Below are 18,173 nucleotides of genomic sequence, written 5' to 3' on the forward strand. Positions count from 1 at the left end.
TACCGCCTCGCGGTGACATCGTTTTTATGTCAACCTTGGTCTAACAGAGCCTATGAAAAAAGCCTCCGGTTTCCCGGAGGCTCTGCATTCACGGTGGTGGAGACGAGGGGGATCGAACCCCTGACCTCTTGACTGCCAGTCAAGCGCTCTCCCAGCTGAGCTACGCCCCCGTAACGAGGAGATACTATAGGGGAAGTTGGCGCGACGTGCAAGAACTATTTTAGGTCAGACTCTAAATGCCTATTGATAAATGTATGCGATGGCGGTGCCGGTGTGGACTTGGATCTTGGCTGTTGACCTGACGACGTTGCTGATGCCCGTGTCGGCTAGCAGGTCCAGTGGACAGTGGTCTAGCTCCCACTCTAGACCGTGCTCGCTTACCTCGGTGTTGGGGGCTATGGCAATGATGGAGAACGTCTTGCCTTCGGCGCCTTCGATAGTCCACGAGTCGCCACCGTGAAGGATGCGGGCGGCCACCTTGTCCTCGGCGATCCAGATGGGGGCGTCCTCGTAGCCTGCGAGCAGCCCCAGCACGGACAGGGCCATGTCAGGACGGCCGCCAGTGGCGCAGGTCGCAACCACTTCGGCACCCGGCCAGCGGCGGCGGACGGAATCGAGCGCCAGCGCCAGATCGGTATAGTCCTTGTACGGGTCGTGGCGCTCAACTTCAAAGTCAGTGGCGGCATCGACCAGCGCGTGACCTGCATCGCTAACCGTGTCGGCATCTCCCACATACACGTCGCAGCCCAGTCCCGCGCCCAGCAGCGCATCGAGCCCGCGGTCCACGGCGACGACGCGGTCGCACTCCCCCGCCAGTTGACGCAGCAGATCCGCGCTCGCCACCACGGGCGAGCCGCAGACCACTAATACCTTGCAAGCCACAGCTCTCGCCTATCCCTCAAACGAAAGCAAGCGGGCCAGATCAAGGTCCTCATAGCTATCGATAAAGATGTCGCAGTTGGCGCGCACCTCGTCGCGCTCCATGCGTCCGTGTGGATCATAAATGCCCACGCGCTTAAAGCCGGCAGTGCCAGAGCTCTTAAGGCCAAAAACGGCGTCCTCAAACACCCATGCACGCTCAAACTTGTGCCCATGGCGCTCCTCCAGACGGCGCAGCGCCAGCTCGTACACATCAGGGAACTGCTTGGAGCGTCCCGCCTCGCCCGTGGTGGTCACAAACTCCATGTAGGCATCGAGCCCGGCGCCCGCAAGCGCAGACGTAACCAGCTCGGCCGGAGTGGACGTGGCCACGCACATGGCAATACCGGCCTCCTGTGCCTGCTTCAAAAATGCAAGCAGGCCCTCGCGTGGCGGCACCTTGGAGTAGCCATCGATCAGGATGTCGCTCAACTCGCGGTAGAGCTCCTCGCCATTTGCGCCAATGCCCCAGGTGTCGTGGTAGGCCTGGCATTCGTCCTCGAGCGACAAATGCTCAAACTGGGCAAAATCGTCGACCGTCACGTCAACTCCGTGGCGGTGCAATAACTCGGGCTGGGCATAGGCCCAAACGGGGGTGCTATTAACCAGTGTGCCATCGCAATCGAAAATAAAAGCAACACTTGGGGCAGCGATGTGGTCCATAAACGAGCCTTTCGATGTCAAAGGGTAAACAACCTGCTAAAAACGTTTTACCAAACGTCAACCCAACTATCTTGAAACCCTAATTGGTAAAACTGTCAAGAGTTTTACCATCGCAATTCTGCCAGTGGCATAAACATGGCGCTTACCGATTAAACGCCACCGCAAAAACACTTTCGTTCATATAAGTAACGAACAGGTGTTATCGTAGTTTTTGCCGAAAGTTCCACCGAGCACGCGAGGTGGAACGAATCACAGAAACTTCGCCGTCCCTTCGATTCGTGCAGCCTTGGACCTTTCGCATCTAGTCACCAAGGCAACACGCTGCCGCGTCATGATGGGATCAAACGTGAGCGATACAAAGCTAAAGCCAGCAACTAAAAAGCCTGCTACCCGTAAACCCGCCCCGCACGCGTCGGAGCTCACCAAAGACGATGTCTATCTGTTTGGCATCGGTACGTGGGAGCGCAGCTGGGAAAAGATGGGCGCGCACCCCGACACGCAGAACCGTACGCGCGGCTGGCGTTTTTGCGTTTGGGCGCCCGATGTAAAGAGCGTCCACGTCATTGGAGAATTTAACGGCTGGGACGAGGAAGCCAACCCGCTGGTGCCCATGCATACGAGCGCTATCTGGGAAGGCTTTATTCCTGGCGCCGAGCAGGGCCAGCTCTATAAGTATCTCATCGAGACCAACGAGGGCGAAAAGCTCTATAAGGCCGATCCGTACGCCTTTAAGGCCGAGTGCCCTCCGGGAACGGCGAGCGTGCTGTGGACCCTCGATGGCTACAAGTGGAACGACACCGCATGGCTCAAGCGCCGCGCCAGCCATAACCACATGTCGCAGCCCCTTAACATCTACGAGGTGCACATTGGCTCGTGGAAGCGCCACGGCGACGCGCCGCAGGGCGAGCCCGACGAGTACGGCAACTACCCCGGCCCCATGGATCCCTTCCCCGCGCAGCGAGGCGAGTTCTACACCTACGACGATCTGTCGGTGGAGCTCGTGGACTACGTGCGCGACATGGGCTACACGCATATCGAGGTCATGCCGCTTATGGAGCATCCCTTCGATGGTTCCTGGGGCTACCAGACGACCGGCTACTACGCCGCGACGTCGCGTTACGGCAACCCGCAGCAGCTCATGCACTTTATCGATGCATGCCACGAGGCGGGCATCGGCGTGATTATGGACTGGGTGCCCGGCGGTTTTTGCGCCGACTCCCACGGCCTTGCCACCTTTAACGGCCACATGCTGTTTGAACACGAGATTCACCCCAACTGGGGCACGCGCAAGTTCGATTTCGCCCGCGGCGAGGTCCGCTCCTTCTTGGTCTCCAACGTGCTGTACTGGCTCGAGAACTTCCACGTTGACGGCATTCGCATGGACGGCGTGTCCAGCATGCTGTACCTCAACTTTGGCATTGACGATCCAGGCCAAAAGAAGTTCAACAAGTACGGTACCGAGGAGGACCTGGACGCCAGCGCGTTTATCCGCCAGGTCAACTGCGCTGTAGAGGCGCACTACCCCGACGTGATGATGATGGCCGAGGAGTCCACCGCGTGGCCGCTCGTGACCTATCCGCCGCAGGACGGCGGCCTGGGCTTCCACTACAAGTGGGACATGGGCTGGATGAACGACACCCTGCACTACATGCAGACCGATTTTCCGTGGCGCCCCGGTAACCACGGCCTGCTCACGTTCTCCATCATGTACGCCTTTACCGAGAACTTTATCTGCCCGCTGAGCCACGACGAGGTCGTGCACGGCAAGTGCTCGCTCATCGGCCGCATGCCAGGCGACTGGTGGCGTCAGTTTGCCGGCCTGCGCACGCTGGCCTTCTACCAGATGACGCACCCCGGTGCCAAGCTCAACTTTATGGGCAACGAAATCGGCCAGTTTATTGAGTGGCGCTACTACGAGTCCATCCAGTGGTTCCTGACCGAAGAGTACGAGACCCACCGTCATCATCAGGCGTTCATCAAGGCGCTCAACCACCTGTACACCGCCGAGCCCGCCCTGTACGAGCGCGGCTACACCGACGACGGCTTTACCTGGATCGACGCGGATAACTCCAAGCAGTCTATCGTGAGCTTTGTGCGCCAGGGCGAGGACGTCGATGACGACCTGGTGATCCTGATCAACTTTGACCCGGCGAGCTACGAGAGCTTCCGCGTGGGCGTGCCGCGCGAGGGCGACTGGGAGGTCATCTTCGATTCCGACCGTCCCGAGTTTGGCGGCAGCGGCTACGCTGGCGAGGAGCCCTACACCTGCTCGAGCGAGCCCTATCCCTGGAACGGGCAGATGGACTCCATCGAGATCAAAGTGCCCGGCCTAGCTGGCGTGGTGCTTAAGCGCCGCGGTCCTAGCAGCTACAAGCCGCCCGTGGTCGAGGAGCCCAAAAAGGCGACGCGCAAGCGTACGTCCTCGGTGAAGCCCAAGACTGCAGCTGCCAAGAAGGCTCCGGCTAAGGCGAAGGCTGCCAAGCCTGCTGCCAAGGCTTCGGCCAAATCCACAACGGCCAAGAAGGTGGCCACCAAAAAGACTGCTCCCAAGGCCAAGGCAGCTGCTGTTAAGGCTCCTGCCAAGAATGCGTAACAAAGGCGTTACCGATGTAATTACCCGTCCCGCTGGGGCGTAGGATACAAGTCATAACCGTTCCGGGAGAAACATCCCCGGGGGAAAGGAACGTATGAATAAGATCTTCGACAACAAGCAGGAGTTTACCGAGCTCTATCGCGATGCCGTCATGAGCATCAGCGGCAAGAGCGTCGAGGCCGCCAGTGACCTCGACCGCTTTAACGCCCTGGCCAAGCTCGTGGCCGAGAAGGCACGCACCGTTGCCACCAAGAGCGACGCCCGTGTGACCGCCGAGGGCAAAAAGCGCGTGTACTACTTCTCGATCGAGTTTTTGATCGGCCGCCTGCTCGACAACTACCTGCTCAACTTTGGCGTGCGCGACATGGTCGCCGAGGCGCTCGACGACATGGGCTTTGACCTGTCCGTCATCGAGAACCAGGAGCCCGATCCGGCGCTGGGCAACGGCGGCCTGGGCCGTCTGGCCGCATGCTTCCTGGATTCCATGGCAGCCGAGGGCATTGCCGGCTACGGCAACGGTATGCGCTACCGCTACGGCCTGTTTAAGCAGGAGATCGTCAACGGTAGCCAGGTCGAGGCCACCGACGAGTGGCTCACCCACGGCTATCCCTGGGAGGTCCGTCGTCAGGACAAAGCCGTGACCATTAAGTTTGGTGGTCACGTCGAGGGCTTTGAGGAGAACGGCCGCACATTCTACCGCACGGTGGACACGCAGGACATCCTGGCTGTCCCCTACGACATCCCCGTTGTGGGCTATGCCGGCGAGACCGTCAACAAGCTGCGCGTCTGGGCCGCAGAGCCGGTCGAGGAGCACTTTGACCTGGAGGCCTTCAACCGCGGCGACTACGCCCTGGCCGACGCCGAGCGCGCCGAGGCCGAGGCCATCAGCGCCATCCTCTACCCCAACGACGCCGGCGAGCACGGCCGTCTGCTGCGCCTGAAGCAGGAGTACCTGTTTGTTTCGGCCGGCATCTACAGCCTGCTCGACACCTTTGAGAAGGAGCACGGCGAGAACTGGGAGCTGCTGCCGCAGTTTGTGGCCATCCATACCAACGATACCCACCCCGCCATGTGCGGCCCCGAGCTCATGCGTATCCTGATCGACGAGAAGAAGCTCGAGTGGGACGACGCCTGGAACATCGTGACGCAGGTCGTGAGCTACACCAACCACACCATCCTGCCCGAGGCTCTGGAGAAGTGGCCCATCGGCACGTTCTCCAAGCTCCTCCCCCGCGTGTACCAGATCATCGACGAGATCAGCCGTCGTTGGCACGAGTCGTTCGACACCACGCAGGAGGGCTGGCAGGAGCGCCTGCGCCAGACCGCTATCCTGTGGGACGGCGAGATTCGCATGGCCAACCTGTCTGTGATCTGCAGCCACAGCGTCAACGGCGTGGCCAAGATCCACTCCGACATCATCAAGAACATCGTGCTCAAGGACTTCTATGCCCTGACGCCCGAGAAGTTCAACAACAAGACCAACGGCATCTCGCACCGTCGCTTCTTTGCCGAGGCCAACCCCACCTACGCCAAGCTCGTCACCGAGGCCATTGGCGACGGCTGGCTCAAGGACGCCTTTGAGCTGGAGAAACTCAAGGAGTTCCAGAACGACACCGAGTTCCTTAAGGCCGTGGGCGCCTCCAAACGCGCCAACAAGGAGCGCCTGGCCGCCTACGTCAAGGCCGAGACCGGTCTGGTCATCGATCCCAACACCGTCTTCGATGTCCAGGTAAAGCGCTTCCACGCCTACAAGCGCCAGCTCATGAACATCATGAAGGTAATGGACATCTACAACCGTCGCATCGCCGATCCCAACTTCCACGTGACGCCGACGACCTTCATCTTTAGCGGCAAGGCCGCCTCGAGCTACACCTTTGCCAAGGAGACCATCCGCCTGATTAACTCGGTGGCCGAGGTCATCAACAACGACCCGCGCGTCAATGAGGTCATGAAGGTCTGCTTTATCCCCAACTTCCGCGTGAGCAACGCCCAGCTCATCTACCCCGCCGCCGAGATCTCTGAGCAGATCTCCACGGCAGGCAAGGAGGCCTCGGGCACGTCCAACATGAAGCTCATGATGAACGGCGCCATTACGCTGGGCACCCTCGACGGCGCCAACATCGAGATCGCCGACCTGGCCGGCCGCGAGAACGAGGCCATCTTTGGCCTGACCGCCTCCGAGGTCGAGCAGCTCTGGGCGTCGAACAGCTACTTTGCATGGGATACCCTCAACAACGACCGCGAGCGTCTGGGCCGCGTGATGGACGAGCTCAAGGACAACACGTTTGCGGGTCTTTCGGGCAACTTCGAGAGCATCTACAACGAGCTCATGAACAACAACGACCCCGACCTTGTCATGGCAGACTTCCGCAGCTACGTGGATGCGTGGGAGAAGCTTACCGGCAGCTATGGCGACCAGGAGACCTGGAACCGCAAGGCGCTGCTCAACACCGCCTCCTCGGGCTGGTTCTCGAGCGACCGCACCATTCGCGAGTACCGCGACGAGATCTGGCACGCGTAAAGGCGCGCGAGCTCCCCTATGCCAGCACAGCATTACTCGACGGGCGTGACGTTGCGCCGCGCCCGTCGCTAATGGGTTTAGGAACATCGATGACAGAAGGAGAAATCGATGAGTAAGAAAGAATGCATCGCGATGCTCCTCGCAGGAGGACAGGGCAGCCGATTGGGGGCACTCACCCAAAAGATCGCCAAGCCGGCGGTTAGCTTTGGTGGCAAGTTCCGCATTATCGACTTTTCGCTCTCCAACTGCTCCAACTCGGGCATCGACACGGTGGGCGTTCTGACGCAGTATCGCCCCTACCTGCTGCATGCCTATGTTGGTTCCGGCGAGGCGTGGGATCTGGACAGCCGCGACGGCGGCGTGTCGATCCTGCCGCCGTACGAGACGCAGACCGGCGGCGCCTGGTATGCGGGCACGGCCGACGCCATTACGCAGAACCTCGACTACATCAAGGCCAACGACCCCAAGTACGTCCTGATACTTTCGGGCGATCACCTGTATCGCATGGATTACCGCAAGATGCTCAAGACGCACATTGAGAACAACGCCGACCTCACGGTGAGCGTTATGCCCGTGCCGTGGGAGGAGGCCAGCCGCTTTGGCATCCTGACCACCGACCCCGAGGACGGCCGCATCACCAAGTTCACCGAGAAGCCCGATAAGCCCGATTCGAACCTCGCGTCCATGGGCATCTACATCTTCTCGGCCGACGTGCTGATCGAGGCGCTCGAGGAGGACGCTCTGGACCAGCGCTCGAGCCACGACTTTGGCAAGGACATCATCCCCAAGCTGCTCGGCGAGGGCAAGCGCCTGTACAGCTACGAGTTCCACGGCTTTTGGAAGGACGTCGGCACCATCGCCAGCTTCCACGAGACCTCGATGGACCTGCTGGGCAACAACCCCGAGTTCGATTTGTTCGACAAGCACTTCCCCATCATGTCCAACATCACCACGCGTCCGCCGCACTACATTGGCCCGGACGGCCGCCTGGACGATTGCCTGGTCTCCAACGGCTGCAAGATCTACGGCACCGCTCGCCACTCGATCCTTTCGACCGATGTCATCATCGATGAGCGCGCCGTGGTCGAGGACTCCGTGCTGCTGCCGGGTGCGCACGTTAAGAGCGGCGCGCACATCTGCCGCGCTATTTTGGGCGAGAACTCCACGGTCGAAGAGGGCGTGAAGCTCGGCTCTGTCGATACCACCAAGGATACGGCCGTCGTTGGAAATGACGTCGTTATCGGGAAGGGGGAATGATCCGATGATCAATCGCAAGGCCATCGGTTATATCACCGCTAACTACTCTTCGACTTACGGTAGCGTGCTGCTCAAGGACCGTCCCATCGCGTCCGTTCCATTTTTGGGCCGCTACCGCCTGATCGACTTCCCGCTGTCCAACATGATGAATGCCGGCATTAAGACCGTCGGTGTCGTCATGCCGGGCAACTACCGCTCGCTGATCGACCACGTGGGCTCGGGCAAGGACTGGGGCCTGGACCGCAAGAAGGGCGGCCTGTTCATGGTGCCCGGCAACGCGTATGGCACCACCAAGGGCGGTATGCGCTTCCTGCTGCGCGACATCATCTCCAACAAGACGCTGTTCCAGCGCTCGGACAAGCCCTATGTTGTGATGATGGGCACCAACATCATCTTTAACATGGACCTCAACACCATCATCGATGCGCACGAGAACTCCGGTGCCCAGATGACCGTGGTGTACTGCAAGGCCACGCGCAACGTCGACGACGAGACCAAACTCGAGATTAACGAGAACGGCCGCCTGACGGGTGTGAGCGCCGGCGTCGTGTACGGCGACAACGCCTCTATGGACTGCTGCATCGTCAACCGCGAGACGCTGCTCGAGATCATCGACCACTACCAGGCCGCCGACTATCTTGACCTGCTCGAGGCACTCCAGGGCGACTTTGGCAACATCGACGTGTGCAGCTACGAATACAAGGGCGAGGTCGTGGGCGTGTTTAGCGAGAAGTCGCTGTATCGTCGCAGCATGGACCTGCTCGACCAGACCGTGGCCGACCAGCTCTTCGATCCCGAGCGCCCGATCCTGACCAAGGCCCACGACGTGCCGCCTTCGCGCTATGCGACCGGCAGCCACGCATGCAACTCGATCATCTCGGCCGGCTGCATTATCAAGGGCACCGTGCGCAACTCGATCCTGTCGCGCGGCGTCGTGGTCGAGGAAGGCGCATCGGTGACCAACTCGATCATCAACCAGAGCTGCATCATCAAGAGCGGCGCACGCGTCGAGAACGCCATCCTGGACAAGAACAACGTGGTTCCCACCAACACCGAGCTTCGCGGCACGCCCGAGAACATCCTGGTGCTGGGCAAGGCTCCGTTAACTTCCGACACCACCATCGTACGTTAACGTTGGCACCGCTACATCGCTCGTAACATGTAGAATAGCCGCCCGGTTTGTGCCAGGCGGCTATTCTCGAATAACAACATGGGAGACAATATGGCAGAAACCAGCAAAAAGATGCAGATCGTGTTTGCCTCGGCCGAGTGCGCACCGTTTGTTAAGACCGGTGGCCTGGGCGACGTGGCGGGCTCGCTGCCTGCGGCACTCGTGCGCGCCGGCGCCGAGGTTATCGTGATGGTGCCCAAGTACGCCACCATAAAGGACGAGTACAAGGCGCAGATGGAGCACTTTGCCGACTTTTACGTGAGCCTAGGCTGGCGCAATGAATACTGCGGGCTGGAGAAGCTCGAGCGCGACGGCGTCACCTATATGTTCGTGGACAACGAGCGCTACTTTGCGCGCGACTATCCGTACGGCTTTTTTGACGACGGCGAGCGCTTCGCGTTTTTCTCCAAGGCCATCACCGAAAGCCTGCAGCACCTGCCGGCCGGCTTTGAGTGCGACATCCTGCATTGCAACGACTGGCAGACGGCACTGGCACCAGTGTTCTTACGCGAGTTCTACCAGGGCCTGCCGCTGTACGACCGCGTCAAGACCGTGTTCTCGATCCACAACGTGGCGTTCCAGGGCCAGTTTAGCGACACCGTGATGGAGGACATCCTGGGCGTGGCGCATATTCCGGCGGCAGCTACGCAGCTGCGCTGCGACGCCTGCAGCATCAACTACATGCTGGGCGCGCTGCACTATGCCGATGCCATCACCACGGTGAGCCCCACCTATGCGGGCGAGATCCAGACGCCCGAGTTTGGCGAGGGCCTGGACGGCGTGCTGCGCGAGCGCTCCTATGCGCTGCAGGGCATCCTCAACGGCATTGACGTGGCGGCCTTTGACCCGGCAACCGACAAGCGCATTGCCGCCAACTACACGGTTGACGACCGTTCCGGCAAGGCCGTGTGCAAGGCCAAGCTGCAGGAGGAGCTGGGCCTCGAGGTTCGCGACGACCGCCCGCTTATGGTGATGGTCACGCGCCTGACGCGCCAGAAGGGCATGGACCTGGTCATGTACGCACTCGACCGCATCCTGTCCGGCGGCGTTCAGGTGGCCGTGCTGGGTACCGGCGACCGCGACTACGAGGACGGCCTGCGCTACTTCCAGGACAAGTACCCCGGCACCATGGCCGCGCGCATCGAATTTGACCCGGCGCTGTCGCAGCGTATGTACGCCGCCGCCGACATGTTCCTGATGCCTTCGAAGTTTGAGCCCTGCGGTCTGTCGCAGATCATCGCCATGCGCTACGGCACCCTGCCCATCGTGCGCGAGACCGGTGGCTTGAAGGACACCGTTATCCCGTATAACGAGTTTACCGGCGAGGGTACGGGCTTCTCGTTTAGCAACTTTAATGGCGACGAGATGGGCGACGCGGTCTTCCGCGCGGCGCGCCTGTTCTGGGATAACCGCGACGCTTGGAACCAGCTGGTCACGCAGGCCATGAGCCAGGACTTTAGCTGGACGCGCTCGGCCGACAAGTATCTGGACCTGTACTTCTTTATGCATCCGGAGATTGAGAGGCCTGCGGCTGTTGTCGACGAGACTGAAGCTGTTGCTGAGCCGGTGGCCGCTGAAGAGCCCAAGGCCAAAGAGAAGCCGGTTGAGGCTGAGCCTGCAAAGGCCGAGCCTAAGGTGAAGGCTGAGGTTGCTCTTGAGGCAGAGGACGAGGTCAAGCCCGCTGCAAAGCCCGCAGCTAAGAAAACCACGACCCGCAAGACGACCACTAAGAAGGCTACGACGACCAAAGCTGCCGCGACTAAAACAACGGCTGCCAAGACAACGACCACGCGCAAGCGCACGACCGCCGCTGCCAAGAAGGCCGCCGAGGCCGAGGCTGCTCCCGAGGTAAAGGCCGAGGTCGCTGAGGCCAAACCGGCCGCCAAGGCTCCGGCAAAGACCGCTGCCAAAAAGACGACCACGACTGCCAAGAAGGCAACAGCTGCCAAGAAGACCACGGCAACGAAGTCGACGGCCGCCAAGGCTACTGCGACCAAGGTCGCTCCGAAGGCTGCCGCAAAGCCCGCCGTCAAGGTCGAGGAGACGCCTGCCGAGCCCAAGGCCGAAGCAGCTGTCGAGGCCAAGCCGACCGCCAAAACCACCACGCGCAAGCGCACGACGACGGCCAAGAAGACCACGGCAAAGGCTGCCGCTCCTAAGGCAGAGGCTATGCCCGCCGCCGTCAAAGAGGAGACCAAGCCCGAGCCTGCCAAGGAGACCCCGGTCTCCCCTGCCGCTCCGACCGAGAAAAAGGCTCCGACCAAGAAGACTTCAGTCCGCAAGGCAACGGCCACCCGCAAGCGCCGCTAATCCAGACGATCCAAAACCTCATCAAACCCTAAGCAAGGGGCGCTCCAACCGGGCGCCCCTTCTCTGTTAATAGTTGGTAAAACGATTTTCTAGGACAACCGTTCGCCGATGGTAAACGGATGTTGTTTATACAGCCTATGTACAACAGATATACTTACATCCTGTGCGTAAAGCCATGGCCCGCAGGCCGTAATTCTATTGAACTGGACCGTATTATGAGATTGATACACAACAGCCGTCTGCCGCAGTTTCGCACTCCGTTTGGCGCTGTGACCACAGGAACTTCCGTTTCGCTGTCGGTAATTTTGGAGGATGCCGACCCCAACCAGGCAACGCTTACGCTGCGAACCTGGGTCGATGAGATCGGGGAAACTCTGTATCCCATGACGCACGAGGGCGACGGCATCTTTACCGCCGAGCTGGAGTGCACCGAGCCCTGTCTTATCTGGTACAGCTTTATCTGCAATATCGAGGGCCAGCCCGAGGTTCGTCTGGGCGCACCGCAGGGCCGCACCGGCGGCGAGGGCGTAACCTACGACTACGCCGAGGTGCCGTCCTTCCAGATTACCGTCTATAAGCACCGCGAAGTTCGTCCCGAGTGGTACGAGCGTGGCATGGTTTACCAGATCTTCCCCGACCGCTATGCCCGCGACGAAAACTGGCGCGAGCGCACGCTGGCCGAAGTCGAAAAACCGCGCAACGGAATCCAGCGCCGCATGGTCGAGGACTGGAACGAGCCGCCCGTATACGAGCGCGCCGAGGACGGCTCCATCAAGACCTGGGACTTCTACGGCGGCTCGCTCAAGGGCATCCAAAATGACCTACCCCGCATCGCGGAGCTGGGCTTTACGGCCATCTACCTCAACCCCATCTTTGAGGCCGCGAGCAACCACCGCTACGACACGGCCGACTACACCAAGATCGACCCAATCCTGGGCACCGAGCAGGACTTTACGGAGCTGTGCGAGGCGGCCGAGAAGCTCGGCATTTCAATTATTCTGGACGGTGTGTTCAACCACACAGGCGACGACTCGATCTACTTTAACCGCTACGGCAACTACCCCGGCGTGGGCGCGTGGCAGAGCGAGGATTCTCCATGGCGCGATGCGTTTTATTTCCACGAGGACGGCTCATACGACTGCTGGTGGGGCGTGGGCAATATGCCCGCCATCAATGAGAGCTCTGAGCTGGTACGCGAGCGGCTCCTGGGCAAGGACGGCGTGATCCGTAAATGGCTACGTGCCGGCGCTCATGGTTGGCGCCTAGACGTGGCCGACGAGCTTTCCGATGACTTCCTGGCCGAGATCAAAAAGGCCGTGCTCGCCGAGAAGCCTGATGCACTGTTGCTCGGCGAAGTCTGGGAAGACGCCTCCAACAAGATCAGCTACGGCCATCTGCGCCGCTATCTGCAAGGCTCCGAGCTGGACTCGGCCATGGATTATCCCTTCCGCGACATGGTCATCGGCTTTTTGATGGGCTACAAGAACGCCTACCAGGCAGCCGAGGATATCGAAACCCTGCGCGAGAACTATCCCCGTGAGGCCCTGTCCTGCGCACTTAATCTGCTTTCGAGCCACGACCGTCCGCGCATTATCTCGGTGCTCGGCGGCGGCCCCGACGAGTCGCAGCTGCCCGAGTGCGAGCGCAGTAAATGGCGCCTGGACGAGAACTCGATGGGCCTGGCCAAGAGCCGTTTTTGGCTCGCCACGCTCATGCAGATGACCTTCCCCGGCGTGCCTTCGATCTACTACGGCGACGAATACGGCCTGGAGGGTCTAACCGATCCGGGCAACCGCCGCACCCTGCCGACCAAGGACCAACTGCACGACTTCGACACGCTGGCAATTGTCAAAAACGCCTCCGCCGTACGCCGCGCACTGCCGTTTATGATCGACGGCGAGATCAAGGCCTTCGCGCTCAACGACGAGGTGCTGGCATACAACCGCACGGGCAAGGATGGCGAGTCCGCGACGGTTATCATCAACCGTAGTCTGCGCAATTCGCACCGCGTGACGATTCCGGCGCTCGCCGAATGCGCGAGTGACGTGATCAGCGGTCACGAGTGCGAGATCCACAACGGCACGGTCACGCTCGATTTGTATCCGCTGGGCTCGTCGATCATCTATCATCATGCCGAGCAGCGCCTGCAGGAGCCGCTCGATCACGGCGCAGGCGTTGTGTGCCATATCACCTCGGTACCGACCGATGACGGCAAGCCCGGCACGATCGGCGCACCCACGCGTCGCTTTATCGACCATCTGTCCGCTATGGGCATGCGCTACTGGCAGGTCCTGCCTGTCAACCCAACGGACTTCTTCCGCTCCCCTTACGCCGGGCCTTCGGCCTTTGCGGGCAATATTGACCTGCTGCCCGAGAGCCAAGAGGAGCTGGCGGCCGACTTTGAGACTTGGAAGGCCCGTGGCGGCGAAGATGCCGATCCGCTCTACACCGCGTTTAAACATCGCAACGCCGATTGGCTCGAGAAATACTGCGTCTACATGGCCGTTAAGAAGTACTTTGAGGGCGAGTCGCGCCACGATTGGCCGGCGGATGTCGCGCGCTACAACGAGCACCTGATTGACGACAAGCGTTTCCACGACGAGGCAGAGCTGCAGGCGTACATGCAGTACCGCTTTGACCTAGCCTGGTGCGAGCTTATGAACTATGCGCACAAGAAGGGCATCGAGGTCATCGGCGATATTCCGATGTATGTCTCGGACGATTCGGCCGATGCATGGAGCGAGCCCGAGAACTTCTGGCTGTCCGATACCGGCAAGGCAATCGAGATCTCCGGTGCGCCACCCGACAACTTTGCACCCGAGGGTCAGGTGTGGGGCAACCCAACGTTCCGCTGGGACCACATGAAGCAGAACGGCTATAGCTGGTGGATGGATCGCCTGCGTCGCGCGTTCTCGCTCTACGACCGCGTGCGTCTGGATCACTTCCTGGGATTCCACAGCTACTTTAGCATTCCCGCCGGCAAGGCCTGCGCCGACGGCCGCTGGCTGGCGGGTCCGGGCAAGGACCTGTTCCAGACCGCCTATGACGAGCTGGGGCCGCTCAACTTTATCGCCGAGGACCTGGGCTATTTGACGCCCGGCGTTCGCGCCATGGCTTCGACTTGCGGCTTCCCCGGTATGGACGTACTGGAGTTTAGCGATTAAGACGTTCGTTGCGGCGTGCACCCTACGCCCGGCAAGATCCTGTACACATCGACGCATGACACGTCGACGCTCGCGGGTTGGTGCACGCGCTCCTTTGCGGGCGGCGACGAGCCGAGCGGTGTTGAGGTGGCAGCCAAGCTGATGAGCGACACGCTGACAAGCGACGCTCCCCTGGTGATGATGCCGCTGCAGGACGTGCTGGGGCTTGGCGACGACACGCGCATGAACGTACCGGGCGTGGCCACGGGCAACTGGACCTGGCAGGCTGACGAGGCCGACGTTGCGGCCGCTGAGGGCAAAACCGCACAGCTCCTGCGCAACACGCATAGATTCTGGGGCGAAGCGTGATAAAACGCCCGATATAGGGTACAGTTACAGACGTTTGAATTTATGCGGGCAGAGTGATCTGCCCGCTTTGTGCTGAAAAGGAAGTATTATGGCGCGCTACGATTACAAGTGCTCGAGCTGCGGCAACGTGTTTGAGGTTGAGCATCCCATGTCCGAGACCCCCGAGGTCGTGTGCCCCAACTGCGGCGCTCCGGCCGCCAAGACGTTCTCGGCCAGCGGCATTAAATTTGAGGGTAGCGGTTTCTACAACACCGACCAGCGCAGCGGCGGCTCAAGCACCAGCGCCACCAGCGGCTGCTGCGCCAACTGCCCACACAACCACTAACAGGCAAGTAGCCCCGCTCCCAAATTGACTACTCTGGAGTTGCGCCACGAAAGCGGCCCATTTACTACGTTTGACCCGTATTGGTCGAGCATAGCAGCGTATTTGCAAAAACGACAAGCCGTCTACCTGCGGTTTTGATTTCACAAAATTCGGCATGGATGAGGACAGCCGGTTTAACGTAGTAAATAACCGCATTTCATGGCGAACGGATCGAAGAGGCACAAAGTAGCTAAAATAGCCCCGTCCCAAGTTAGCTGATTTGGGACGGGGCTTCGATTTACTGGCGGACCAGCCTGGCGCAGAAGTGGCCGTCGTAGGAGTCAGCGTTTACCGGCACGCTTTGGAAGAGGCCTCGGTCGTTTTGGCGTACGCAGACGAGCTTCTTGGCCTGGGCAAACTCGGGCAGTTGCAGAATCTGCGCCTCAGAAAGCGGCGCCACGCTAAAGCCGGCGCCCTCGGAAGAAGCCAGGAAGGCATCCACAACCTGCGCGTTCTCCTCATCAAACACCGAGCACGTCGCATAGATGAGCTCACCGCCAACGGCCACGCGCGCGGAGGCCTCTTTGAGCATCGTCAGTTGCAGCTTGGGCAACTCGCACGTCACGTCGCTTTCGGCAAGGCGCCACGGGATCTCGGGATGACGGCGCATGGTTCCAGTGCCAGAGCACGGCGCATCGATAAAGACTGTGTCGAACATAACCGGCTCGCCAAGCATGGCATCAAACGATGTGAGCACCTCATCAAGCTCGCAAGCATCACCCGAAACCGTACGAACGCCCTGAATACCGGCCTTATGCAGGCGAGCGAGATTCAGATCGCACTTGCGATCATGCAGATCGAGCGCCGTATGCTGACGCTCATAGCCCGTACGCTTGGCCTGGCACATCATCACATAGGTCTTGGTGCCACGACCGGCACCAATCTCAAGGCAGCTACCAGGGCGCGTGGCAGCTGTGGCGATAAGCTGGGCGTTAAGGTCCGAGGCCACGCCAGCAGCACGCTCAAATACGCCCGACGCAACCGTAACCTGGGCATCAACCGGGGCATGGCAGCCCGGGAAAACAGGCGCGACGAGCTGCGAGATATACGGATCGGGCTTAGTCGCAAAGGCGTTCTCATGCAGGGCCAGCGGCGCGGGAGCCAGATTGCCGGCAAAGTTAAGCGCACCCTCTGGCGTGTCAAACGACGCCATAATGCGAGCGCAAAGCCAACGCGGCAGACCCATCAGGCGAGACAGGCGAACCAAACGGCGCTCAGACTCATCGGCATCCACCGCGGCGGCAAAATCATCGACGTTGTCCGCAACCTTATGCAGTACGGCATTCGCCAAACCGGCGGCCGATTTAGCACCACTGCGCACCAGCTCAACACCCTGGCTCACGGCAACGCGGCCAGGCGTATGCAGGTAGAGCATCTCGAAGGCCGAGATACGAAGCGCCATGCGCACACGCGGAGCGACCTTTTTGGGCTTATCGAGAAACTGGTCGAGCAGCTCGTCCAAAATACCCTGCGTGGCGGCAACACCCAGCGCCAAGCGGGCGGCAAAAGCGGAATCGCGCTGGTCAATGGCCTTGGCGGAAGCACGGGACGAGAGCACGTCGCGCGCGTACATGCCGCGGCGATCGGCCTCCATCAGCACATCGAGCGCAAGCTTGCGCGCGGGAGACAGCTTGCTCATGACAAAACACCCCACGAAAGATCGGCACCCTGCAGGCCAGCAGCCCAAGCAGAAGCGGCCATAGCACGCTTGCCATCAGGCTTAACCTCGAGCAACTCAACCGAGCCATCGGAAAGGCCAAGGTAAACACGCTTAGCCTGAACGGCGACGAGCCCCTCACCAAGCGACACATCAGCCGGCGCAGCGTCGAGCACGCGCACGGTCTTGCCGGCAATCACGCAACGAGCAGGCGCGGTATCGGACGAGGCCAGCACATGATGCACGCAATCAAGCGCCGCCATGTGCGGATCCAAGCGCATCTCCTGCTTAGAAATCTTGGCAGCATGGGTAACAAGCGACTCATCCTGTTCAGTCCACACGGCGGTGCCATCGGCAAGCGAAGGAAGCGTATCGGCAAGCAGTTTGCCGCCGAGCTCAGCGAGCTCCATAGTCAGTGCCTCAGCATGCTTACCGGCAACCGAGGTCGAGGCCTGCGCACAATAGGCGCCGGTATCCACGCCATGCCCAATGCGCATAATAGAAACGCCAGCAATCTCATCACCAGCAAGAATGGCACGCTGAATAGGAGCAGCCCCACGCCAACGAGGCAGCAGCGAAGCATGAACATTCACAATACCAAGCGGCGCCATATGCAGCACCTCATCGGGCAAAATGCAACCATAGGCTGCCACGCAGAAAATATCAGCCTGCGCAGCCTTGAGCACCTCAACAACCTCAGGCGTCATACGATTAGCCTCAATGACCGGCAACCCCAGCTCCAGTGCCTTAGCCTTAACAGGAGACGGCTCTAGCTTCTTACCTCGCCCACGAACAGCATCGGGACGAGTAATAACGAGCGCAACCTCATTACCAGCCGCAACAAGCGAAGTCAGCGAAGGCACAGCAAAATCAGGCGTACCCATAAACACAATTCGCATAAAGAACGTCTCCTCTCAACCAAAGCCGAGACGGCTACAAAGAACAGCGGAAAGCCAAGTCACCAGCCCATCCGCAATAACATTTCAACAAGAACAAATATACCCAAAACCAAAGAAAGAGCCGCAATAAAAGCAGCTCTTTCAGCAAAGCACCTATCAGCGAAGACGCCCATCCCTGGCCCGACGGCACCCGGGCGAGTCAAGCAGCGTCAACGTAGTCCCCGGGGCGCCCGCCTATATCGTTCCGCGCGCAGTTTCGCAGCGCAGCGAGAATGTTTGAGCACGGGATGATATAGGCGGGGGGCCCC

10 protein-coding genes, 1 tRNA gene and 1 pseudogene are annotated in these 18,173 nt (G+C 60.3%); 7 read left to right on the forward strand and 5 right to left on the reverse strand.

From position 1 onward, the window contains the following. Nucleotides 1–94: 94 nt before the first annotated feature. From DWW51_RS05620 to DWW51_RS05630, 3 genes are all read right to left on the reverse strand, one after another. Nucleotides 95–170: transfer RNA gene (locus DWW51_RS05620), tRNA-Ala, on the reverse strand. 70 nt (nucleotides 171–240) lie between these two features. Beyond that, a complete protein-coding gene (locus tag DWW51_RS05625; protein WP_117773796.1) occupies nucleotides 241–882 on the reverse strand; it encodes a thiamine diphosphokinase in 642 nt (213 codons plus the stop codon). A gap of 9 nt (nucleotides 883–891) precedes the next feature. Beyond that, entirely contained in the window at nucleotides 892–1,581 is a 690-nt protein-coding gene (locus DWW51_RS05630; protein ID WP_117773797.1) for an HAD family phosphatase, read from the reverse strand. Between the two features lie 331 nt (nucleotides 1,582–1,912). On the opposite strand from DWW51_RS05630, the gene glgB reads away from it, so the two are divergent. The 7 genes and pseudogenes from glgB to DWW51_RS05665 all read left to right on the forward strand — a co-directional run bounded on the left by glgB (nucleotide 1,913) and on the right by DWW51_RS05665 (nucleotide 15,270). Next, nucleotides 1,913–4,174, forward strand: coding sequence for a 1,4-alpha-glucan branching protein GlgB (gene glgB, locus DWW51_RS05635; RefSeq protein ID WP_117773798.1), 2,262 nt, complete (start codon nucleotides 1,913–1,915; stop codon nucleotides 4,172–4,174). Nucleotides 4,175–4,268: 94 nt separating this feature from the next. After that, nucleotides 4,269–6,695 (forward strand): glycogen/starch/alpha-glucan phosphorylase, encoded by a 2,427-nt coding sequence (locus DWW51_RS05640; protein ID WP_117773799.1) that lies wholly within the window; start codon nucleotides 4,269–4,271, stop codon nucleotides 6,693–6,695. Between the two features lie 108 nt (nucleotides 6,696–6,803). After that, the gene (locus tag DWW51_RS05645; protein WP_117773800.1) at nucleotides 6,804–7,952 is read left to right on the forward strand and encodes a glucose-1-phosphate adenylyltransferase; all 1,149 of its coding nucleotides are present in this window, start codon (nucleotides 6,804–6,806) and stop codon (nucleotides 7,950–7,952) included. A gap of 4 nt (nucleotides 7,953–7,956) precedes the next feature. Next, a complete protein-coding gene (gene glgD, locus DWW51_RS05650) occupies nucleotides 7,957–9,084 on the forward strand; it encodes a glucose-1-phosphate adenylyltransferase subunit GlgD (RefSeq protein ID WP_117736345.1) in 1,128 nt (375 codons plus the stop codon). Between the two features lie 90 nt (nucleotides 9,085–9,174). Next, nucleotides 9,175–11,433: a glycogen synthase GlgA gene (gene glgA, locus DWW51_RS05655; RefSeq protein ID WP_197032185.1), complete on the forward strand. Its 2,259-nt coding sequence runs from the start codon at nucleotides 9,175–9,177 to the stop codon at nucleotides 11,431–11,433. Between the two features lie 716 nt (nucleotides 11,434–12,149). Then, a pseudogene (locus tag DWW51_RS05660) lies at nucleotides 12,150–14,945 on the forward strand (4-alpha-glucanotransferase). 88 nt (nucleotides 14,946–15,033) lie between these two features. Next, complete coding sequence (locus DWW51_RS05665; RefSeq protein ID WP_117564081.1) at nucleotides 15,034–15,270, forward strand: FmdB family zinc ribbon protein; 237 nt, start codon at nucleotides 15,034–15,036, stop codon at nucleotides 15,268–15,270. Between the two features lie 277 nt (nucleotides 15,271–15,547). Here DWW51_RS05665 and DWW51_RS05670 read toward each other — a convergent pair whose 3' ends face one another. Together DWW51_RS05670 and fmt are read right to left on the reverse strand one after the other, a co-directional pair. Then, a complete protein-coding gene (locus tag DWW51_RS05670) occupies nucleotides 15,548–16,948 on the reverse strand; it encodes an RsmB/NOP family class I SAM-dependent RNA methyltransferase (RefSeq protein ID WP_117773801.1) in 1,401 nt (466 codons plus the stop codon). Then, complete coding sequence (gene fmt, locus DWW51_RS05675; RefSeq protein WP_117773802.1) at nucleotides 16,945–17,865, reverse strand: methionyl-tRNA formyltransferase; 921 nt, start codon at nucleotides 17,863–17,865, stop codon at nucleotides 16,945–16,947. Before fmt ends, DWW51_RS05670 begins: the two co-directional genes overlap by 4 nt. Between the last annotated feature and the right edge of the window lie 308 nt (nucleotides 17,866–18,173).

This window comes from Collinsella sp. AF15-51, assembly GCF_003462845.1.
Taxonomy (GTDB): domain Bacteria; phylum Actinomycetota; class Coriobacteriia; order Coriobacteriales; family Coriobacteriaceae; genus Collinsella.

Excerpts from the sequence above, each read along its gene's own strand:
- glgD (WP_117736345.1), top strand. The coding sequence starts at position 7,957 with ATGATCAATCGCAAGGCCATCGGTTATATCACCGCTAACTACTCTTCG.
- DWW51_RS05630 (WP_117773797.1), bottom strand. The coding sequence starts at position 1,581 with ATGGACCACATCGCTGCCCCAAGTGTTGCTTTTATTTTCGATTGCGAT.
- DWW51_RS05670 (WP_117773801.1), bottom strand. The coding sequence starts at position 16,948 with ATGAGCAAGCTGTCTCCCGCGCGCAAGCTTGCGCTCGATGTGCTGATG.
- DWW51_RS05640 (WP_117773799.1), top strand. The coding sequence starts at position 4,269 with ATGAATAAGATCTTCGACAACAAGCAGGAGTTTACCGAGCTCTATCGC.
- DWW51_RS05665 (WP_117564081.1), top strand. The coding sequence starts at position 15,034 with ATGGCGCGCTACGATTACAAGTGCTCGAGCTGCGGCAACGTGTTTGAG.
- fmt (WP_117773802.1), bottom strand. The coding sequence starts at position 17,865 with ATGCGAATTGTGTTTATGGGTACGCCTGATTTTGCTGTGCCTTCGCTG.
- glgB (WP_117773798.1), top strand. The coding sequence starts at position 1,913 with ATGATGGGATCAAACGTGAGCGATACAAAGCTAAAGCCAGCAACTAAA.
- glgA (WP_197032185.1), top strand. The coding sequence starts at position 9,175 with ATGGCAGAAACCAGCAAAAAGATGCAGATCGTGTTTGCCTCGGCCGAG.
- DWW51_RS05645 (WP_117773800.1), top strand. The coding sequence starts at position 6,804 with ATGAGTAAGAAAGAATGCATCGCGATGCTCCTCGCAGGAGGACAGGGC.